This window comes from Mycobacterium sp. UM_Kg27, assembly GCF_000972905.1.
GTDB lineage: Bacteria > Actinomycetota > Actinomycetes > Mycobacteriales > Mycobacteriaceae > Mycobacterium.
The window spans coordinates 1-7,753 of the sequence record NZ_JRMM01000174.1 but is presented as its reverse complement, the minus strand read 5'-3'; the positions used below and the strand labels follow the sequence as shown (position 1 = coordinate 7,753).

The 7,753-nt window shown below is 67.2% G+C and carries 7 protein-coding genes; 5 read left to right on the top strand and 2 right to left on the bottom strand.

The features are described 5' to 3' along the window. The first annotated feature begins 147 nt into the window (after positions 1-147). The 3 genes from LI94_RS19375 (at position 148) to LI94_RS19365 (ending at position 2,200) form a co-directional block, all read left to right on the top strand. Entirely contained in the window at positions 148-1,473 is a 1,326-nt protein-coding gene (locus tag LI94_RS19375; RefSeq protein WP_046302216.1) for a hypothetical protein, read from the top strand. A 67-nt stretch (positions 1,474-1,540) separates the two neighbouring features. Next, positions 1,541-1,768, top strand: a complete 228-nt coding sequence (locus LI94_RS19370; protein ID WP_024443789.1) for a hypothetical protein — start codon at positions 1,541-1,543, stop codon at positions 1,766-1,768. A gap of 6 nt (positions 1,769-1,774) precedes the next feature. Next, a complete protein-coding gene (locus LI94_RS19365) occupies positions 1,775-2,200 on the top strand; it encodes a TA system VapC family ribonuclease toxin (protein ID WP_024443790.1) in 426 nt (141 codons plus the stop codon). Positions 2,201-2,222: 22 nt separating this feature from the next. Here LI94_RS19365 and LI94_RS19360 read toward each other — a convergent pair whose 3' ends face one another. Beyond that, positions 2,223-4,046, bottom strand: coding sequence for a fatty acyl-AMP ligase (locus LI94_RS19360; RefSeq protein ID WP_046302215.1), 1,824 nt, complete (start codon positions 4,044-4,046; stop codon positions 2,223-2,225). A 68-nt stretch (positions 4,047-4,114) separates the two neighbouring features. Next, on the bottom strand, positions 4,115-5,158 hold the full coding sequence (locus LI94_RS19355) for an LLM class F420-dependent oxidoreductase (RefSeq protein ID WP_046302214.1): 1,044 nt from the start codon (positions 5,156-5,158) through the stop codon (positions 4,115-4,117). 473 nt (positions 5,159-5,631) lie between these two features. On the opposite strand from LI94_RS19355, the gene gjpA reads away from it, so the two are divergent. Then, on the top strand, positions 5,632-6,822 hold the full coding sequence (gjpA, locus tag LI94_RS19350; protein WP_046302213.1) for an outer membrane porin GjpA: 1,191 nt from the start codon (positions 5,632-5,634) through the stop codon (positions 6,820-6,822). An 83-nt stretch (positions 6,823-6,905) separates the two neighbouring features. After that, a partial coding sequence (locus LI94_RS24700; protein ID WP_343252080.1) for a PGRS repeat-containing protein occupies positions 6,906-7,753 on the top strand: 848 nt, incomplete at its 3' end.

The window sequence follows — 7,753 nt, the reverse complement described above, 5'->3', positions numbered from 1 at the left end:
GATGTGTATAAGAGACAGGTCTACAGGCGTGGTTGCCCGAGCTGATGCGCTGGTCGCGGGCCAACGCCGAGATCGCCACGGCACTGCGAGTCGGCCTGGTGCGCTATGGACAGGCCGATACCTCTGCGGCCGAACGGGTCGGCTGACGTGGCCCAGCGACACGATGTGTCCGGCCGGCTGGCCGAGGGGCGTGAGGCGGTCACGCACCTGCAGACCTACGTGGCGGCCTGCCAGCGACGGGGATATCGGCATCCGGAGCTCACCGGCTACGAAGGACAGCTCGCCGACCACTACGACAGCGAAGCCGGACTGGACCTGCGAGCGCTCGATGCCGACTGTGTCGGTATGTACGCACTGGCTGACGCTGCCGACGAGGCACTGCGCGCGCAACGACAGCAACTGGTCGAGTTGGACGGTGCTTGGCGCGGTCCGGGCGCCGACGTGGCCGCGGAGTTCCTGCGCCAGCACTGTGACGCCGCGGCGCAGCTGACGGCCCGGCTGCGCGCCGTGGCCGGCGCCTGTGGCTCGCTGCGGGATGAGCTGTGGCGGTTGGTCGACGCTAAGGTCGCCGCGGTGTTGGCCGTCGATGAGCGGGCGGGCGCGTACCGGTCGTCTTGGCTGGCGGCAGCCCACGCGGTGGCCTCCGGCTCCGAGGACGAACGTGCCACCGAGGTGGTCGACAAGCAGGTGCTGCCGTACGTGGACAACGATGTCCGCGTCGAGTGGGTGGCCGCGGTCCGGTCGGCGCGGGACGGCATTGATGCGGCCTACGGCGCCGCGGTCGCGGCGGCCGAGCCTGGGCCGAGCGTGGTGTTCGCGCTGCCGGGGGACCTGGGACCGGTGGGTCAGCCCGCCGCGGCGGAGCCCGTTGTGCCGTTTTCGGTTGCGCCGATGCCGAGTCTTGCGGAGGTTCCGCCGGCGCAGCCTGCCGCGGTGGCGCCGGGCCCGCCGGGGCCGGCAGTGGGCGACCCGGCGCCCGCCGGACCGCTCGATGCCCTGCCGGGTGATCTTGGCTCGCTTGGAGTGCCCGGCCTGCCCGGCGACCTGGGGTTGCCGTCGACGGGACTACCGGGCGGCGCGGGTGGTGGGCTCGGCGGCCTCGCGGGCCTGGGCGGGCTGATCCCGCGGCTTATCGATGCGCTCGGCGATCCCGGCGCCGGCCAGGCGCTCGACGAGCCGTTCGATGAACACGCCCGGGGCGACCCTGAACCCGAAGACCCCGCGGGCCCCACCGATTCCGAGGACGCCGGCGACTCCGAACCGGCAGGCCAGACCGCCGGTGCGGCTGAGGAACCCGAGCCGGCCGAACTGTCGGAAGACATCGGTCCGCGGCCGGGAGCCGAGGAAACCGCGGACACCGAAGACGCCGACCAGCCCGGCGAGGCGGACGACCCCCCCGGGCCGGCCGCTGATGTCGCGCCGAAGACCCCCTGTGAGACCGCCGCCGAAGAGTTGCCGCAGGTAGGGGAGTGATCCGAGCACTCACATCATGATGCGGTTAAGAACGCATCATGATGCGCATCGGAGTACGATGCTGAACGTGAGGACAACCGTGGTCATCGACAGCGACGTCGCTGCCGAGATCGAGCGGCTTCGGCGGCAGGGGCTGGGGATCAGCGAGGCGCTGAACCTGCTCGCCCGCCGCGGTATCGCCGCATCGGCCAGCGCCCCCGGGTCTCGATATCGTCATCGCTCCACGCCGATCGGCCTGAAGGTCGATGTCACCAACGTGGCGCAGGTGCTGGACCTGCTCGATGATGACCGGTGAGCCGCGATGCTCCTAGACGCGAACCTCCTGATGTACGCGGTCGACGCCGATAGCAAACACAATCCCGTGGCCGCGGCGTGGCTGGAAGAAACGCTGAACGGCGCCAACCGGGTCGGCCTGCCATGGCAGACCATCGGCGCGTTTCTGCGTATCGTCACTCATCCCAGGGTGACTGCCAACCCCTTGACCGGGCCCCAAGCGTGGGATTACATCGCGGACTGGTTAGCGGTCCCGGTGGTGTGGATCCCGCCCGCGACCGAAACCACCGCACAGGCATACGCCACTATCTGCGCTCAGATCGAAGTCACCGGCAACCTGGTACCGGACGCGCAGCTTGCCGCCCTCGCCATCGAGCACGGCGTCGAACTGGCCTCCGCCGACACCGATTTTCAGCGATTCCCCGGTTTGCGCTGGATCAACCCGCTGGCATAAGGCCAAGCACCCGGCGCGTCGTTCAGCCCTGCGCGGTTCCCCAGGACTGCAGCGTCGAGACGATCCTGGCTGCCGCCTCCAGTTCTTCCAGAGACAGTTCGTGGGTCGGCGTACGCCACTCGGCGAGGACTGCCAGCCTGCCCTCGACGAAGTTCTGCTTGGACTGGCCGCGCTGGATCTTGCCGCTCGAGGTGGTCGGCAGCGATACGTGGTGCACCAAGACCACGGCGTCGGCCGCGATCCCGTGATGGGTTGCGACCGCCAGTCGAATCGCCTCGATGATCGCATCGAGGTCGGCCTCAGCGGCCTGCGCACTGTCCACCTCGTGGATGATGACCAACTGTCCGACCCCGTTGGGCGGCGCGTCGGTGGCGAAGGCCGCTCCGCGGCCCGAGACCAGCACCGGACTGCACTGCTGCACGGTGAATTCGATGTCGTTGGGGTAGTAGTTGTGACCGTCGATGGTGATCAGGTCCTTGCAGCGTCCGGTCGTGAAAATCTCACCGGCACACAGGAAACCGAGATCTCCGGTGCGCAAGAACGGTCCGCGGGCCTGGTCGGCCGGTTCGGCCAGCCTGGCTCCGAACGTCGCCGCCGTTTCCTCCTGCCTATTCCAATAGCCCTGCGCCACATTGGGTCCGGCGACCCAGATCTCACCGATCTCGTCGGGTCCGCAGAGGCGGCGGGTCACTGGATCGACGATGGCGATGTCGGTCTGCCGGGGCTGACCGCAGCCCACGAACGTCGCGGCGGCGAGGTCCTCCGGTGCCACGTCGACGATGCGGTCCTGTTCCAGCGCGACCCGATCGAGGTAGCGCACCCCGGGTACTCCGGCGGGCGATCCGGACGCCACACACAGGGTGGCCTCGGCCAATCCGTACACCGGATAGCACGACGAGAGCTGGAAACCCGCCGGCGCGAAGGCGTCGGCGAACGCCGCCAGTGAGGTGGCGCGCACCGACTCGGCTCCGTTCATGGCGACTGTCATGCAGGAAAGGTCCAGCGCGGCACGCTCTTCGGGAGTGCTCGTCTCCACGCACCGGTCGTAGGCGAAGTTCGGCGCGGCGGTGATCACGCCCCGATGGGCGGACACCAGTTCCAGCCAGCGCATCGGGCGCTTGATGAACGCGGTCGGTGACATCAGCGCCGTGCTGGCCCCGACGTAGATCATGGACAGGATGCCGCCGATCAGGCCCAGGTCGTGGTGCGGTGGCAGCCAGAACACGCCCCTGGCGTTCTCGTCGCCGTTCCACGACTGGCGGATGGCATCGCAGTTGTGCAGGATGTTGCCGTGGCTCAGCAGCACGCCCTTGGGGGAGCGAGTCGATCCGGAGGTGTACTGGATGGCAGCTGGCGAGTCGATGTTGAGGTCCGGCGTCACCCAGGTGTCAGGGTCGGCGCCTGCATCGGTGAAGAACCACTGCTCGGGTTCCCCTGGAATCCCGGCGACCGCGGCTCGGGTTTCCTCGCTCTTCTCGCTGGCGGTGAGCGCGAACTTCGCGGCCGCGTCGGGGACGACGACCTGCAGGCGCGGCGCCAGTTTCTGATGGACCGGCACCGCCACGGCGCCGGCGTAGAGGCAGCCGAAAAACCCGGCGATGAAGTCCAGGCCCGGCCGCACCAGCACCAGGACCCGCTCGCCGGCGACGTCGTAGCGTTGCAGGTTCGCCGCGATCGCGCGTGCGCGGCGGTCCAGCTCACGAAACGTCAGCTCGCTGCGGCCTTCGTCGTCGCCGTTGTAGGAGAAGCTGAACGCGACCTTGTCACCGAACCGGTCTGCTTGGCGTTGCAGCAGCTCAAACAGGGTTTGGGCGATGGGCGTTGTCACGGTCGGCGTGAAGTCCATAGGCCCATCTTGGCCTGCGGAGTGTCCTGGGCCACATCCGGCCCATCGTCGGCCTGCGGTGCGCTGGCTCAGGACGGCAGTAGGGCGCGGAGCTCCTCGACGTAGCGCAGCGCTTCGTCGGGCCCGGTGGCCAGCGGGCCCACCAGCAGCGTGGTCACGCCGGCCTCGGCGTAGGCGGCGAGTCGTTCGGCCACCAGGCCGCGCGGCCCGACCAGCGAGGTGTGGCGCACCAGCTCGTCGGGCACGGCGGCGATCGCCTCGGCCTTGCGTCCGGACAGATACAGCTCCTGGATGCGATCGGCGGCGGCCCCAAAGCCGTACCGGGTGGCCAGGTTGTGGTAGAAATTGCGGCCTTTGGCGCCCATTCCGCCGATGTACAAGGCCAGTTGCGGTTTCACCCAAGCCAGCCGGTCCTCGACGTCGTCGCCGATGGCCAGCGACGCCCCCACGATGACATCCAGCGGACCCAGCGCCGGATCACGTTTTGCGGCGCCGGCTTTCAAGGACTCGCCCCACACTTCGCCGGACCGTTCCGGGTAGAAGAACACCGGCTGCCAACCGTCGGCGATCTCGGCGGTCAGTGCGACGTTCTTGGGCCCCAGCGCAGCGATCGAGATCGGAATCCGCGCCCGCACCGGGTGATTGATCAACTTCAATGACTTGCCCAGCCCGGTTCCGCGGTCCGCCGGAAGGGGTAGCTGGTAGTGCTCTCCGTCGTAGCTGAGTCGTTCGCGACGCCACACCGTCCGGCAGATCTCCACCACCTCGCGGGTACGTCCCAGTGGGGCGTCGAACGGTACGCCGTGGAAGCCCTCCACCACCTGCGGCCCCGAGGTGCCCAGGCCCAGGGCGAACCGGCCGTCGGATACGTAGTCCAAGCCGGCGGCTGTCATTGCCAACAAGGCGGGCGTTCGGGTGTAGATCGGCAGGACCCCGGTGAGGAGTTCGACTCGGGAAGTCTTGGCCGCCAGGTAGCCCAGCTGGCTGATGGCGTCGAACGAGTAGGCCTCCGCGACGGCGATCACGTCGATCCCGGCTTGCTCCAGCTCGATGACCCGCTCCACCGCTTCCTTGAAGCCGCCCGCGTAGGCCAGCTGTACACCGATCCGCACTTATCAGACATACCACGGCAGTCAAAACGCGGTATCGGCACAGTGGGGTGGTGCCGGCCGCACCGACTACAACCGCGGCGCAGGACCCCGGCCACCGAACGCTCGGCGGCTGGTTGGGCGCCCGAGTACGACACCTCACGGCCGCCGGGTCACTGGCGGGCCCCGACGACCGTGTCGCTGGCGGGGTCGCTTCTATCACATAAGCCGGTCCATTTGTGGAGCGGAGATGTATCCAGGAAAGGACGACTGTTCACTCTCAGGTAAAAAATATGCCGGACCACGAGAGATTGAAAAGTTAACGCCTGTAAGCTTTGGAAACACGTGAAAAATATTTGACGAAGATGCTTGTGTCTTAAGTTTCTCACGGATAGTGTTCCGTAACACATCAGTAAGTAAGTGTGAATTCAGGAACAACACGGCAGCGTCACGGCTTCGCAAGGGCGCCTGCCGAGGGCGGCACCTCACAAAAGGAGATGGCTGTGCAGCAAACTCTTCGCCCCTACGTCACCGCCGGCATTGCGATCGTGGGCTCCGGCCTGATCGCAGCCACCCCGGTGGCAACCCCGTTGGCGAGTGTCCCCACGATCCGAGATGTTCAGCTCACCAGTGCACTAGGCGATCTTTGGGCGCCGTGGATCGACCAGTACAACATCGCGGCCCAGAACGCCACGGTGCTTGCCAACAACTTCAACGTCGCTCCGAATGTGGCGTTCCAGCAGTTCATCGCCAACCAGTTCGCGTTCTTTCAGGAGATCCTCAACGACCCGTCGAAGATCCCCGACGTGGTCAACGAGATGCAGGAGCACCTGCGCGCGGTGAGCAATGGCTACACCCTGCTCAATGTCGCCGCGGATGACCCGATCGCAGCTACCACGATTCTGCATACCCTCAGTGGTGGTGCCGACTTGTCCACCTTCACCCTCGGCCACTCGCTGCTCTTCGGGCTTCTTCCTCAACTGTTGCCGGCCTTCTTGCCTCCCGGTACCGACGTCGAACCGATAAACGCGATCATCAACTTCATCTCCTCACCGATGAGCGCCATGATCATGGGCATGATCGGGCCGGGGCTAAGCCCCTGGGTCGCGCTGATGAACAGCATCAACGACGGCGACGGCCTGAACGAGATCCTGGCCAACATGACCGGCGCCTTCTTCAACGGCGCCACCCTCAACCTCGATTTCGTGATACCGCTGCTCGGGGATGCGGTACCGCCGGGCACCATCTCTCATCTGGATTTCGCGCTGGGCGGGCTCCTTACCCCCGGCTCGGTGGCCAACGCCGCATACACGACCTATGACGCCTCCGGAAACATCGTTTCCGAGGTGCCAGCGGTCGGCGGTTCGATCTTCAACAGCGTCGGCCTCGCTATCGACGCTTCGAGCTTATTGGGGTCACCGCTCACGCTCACCGTTGAAAGCCATGGGGTGGGCCCGATCGGCGCCATCATGGGCTGGCAGCAGGCCATCGCCGGTTTGCTGGGCGGGGCTGCCTGGAACTGGGACGGCAAGAACCCTGGCCAACCGCCCGTGGAGCCGCCGCTGTCCGGATTCTCTTTCCCCGTCGTCCCCTCTGACTTCTTCGATGACGGCGGCGCCGGCTCCAGCGTGGGGGACACGTTCGATTGGACGTCCCTGATGGACGCCCTGGCCGGCCTGGGCGCTTAGGCCGACACAGCCAGCATGTCGCACGACCCAACTGACAAGTCACAACCGCTCAACAGGACTGTTCACAGGAGAGGTGTTCGAAAATGAATCGTCGTCACAGCAGCAGTCAGCGTGGCACTCAGCCGGAGGTGCGCTCGCGGCGCCGCAACCGGGTAGCCGGCGCCAGCAGCGCCGTCGCCGCGTTCCTGGCTTTCGGCATGGCGCCGTTGGCGTCGGCGCCCCCGGCGCAGGCCGACCTCGATGATCTGTTCAACTTCGATTGGCTCTCCGACATGTTCCCCCAGTCGGATGCCTCGCCGGCGGACTTCAGCTTCAACTTCGAACCCATGCCCGCGGCAGACTTCGGCACGGACCTGTTCACCAACTTGTTCTACAACCCGCTCCACATGGTGATGGAGTTCTGGATCAATAACCCGTTGGGCGAGTTGGTCAACGGTGCCATCAACGACTTCTCCGGGTTGTACCTGATCGGTGATGGTGCCGACGGAACAGCTCTCAATCCCGATGGCGGTGACGGTGGCTTGTGGTTCGGCGACGGTGGCGCCGGCTGGAGCAGCGACGCGGCCGGTGTTGCCGGCGGTAACGGCGGTAGCGCCCTCGGCTGGATCGGCAACGGCGGTGACGGTGGGGCCGGCGGCGCCGGCGCGGCGGGCGGCGACGGTGGCGCCGGTGGCTGGTTCATGGGCCTTGGTGGTGACGGTGGCGCCGGCGGCGACGCCATCACTGCCGGCTTCAGCGGCGGTGCCGGTGGTGACGGCGGTGCCGCGGTGGCCTGGTTCTTCGGCACGGGCGGTAACGGCGGTGCCGGCGGTGACGGCGCTAATGGCGCGGCCGGCACATTCGCCAACGGCGGCAGCGGCAACGGCGGCAGCGGCGGCGCCGCAGCCGCCGTTGCCGCTGCCGCCGTTGGCGAATGTGCCGGCCGCGCCAT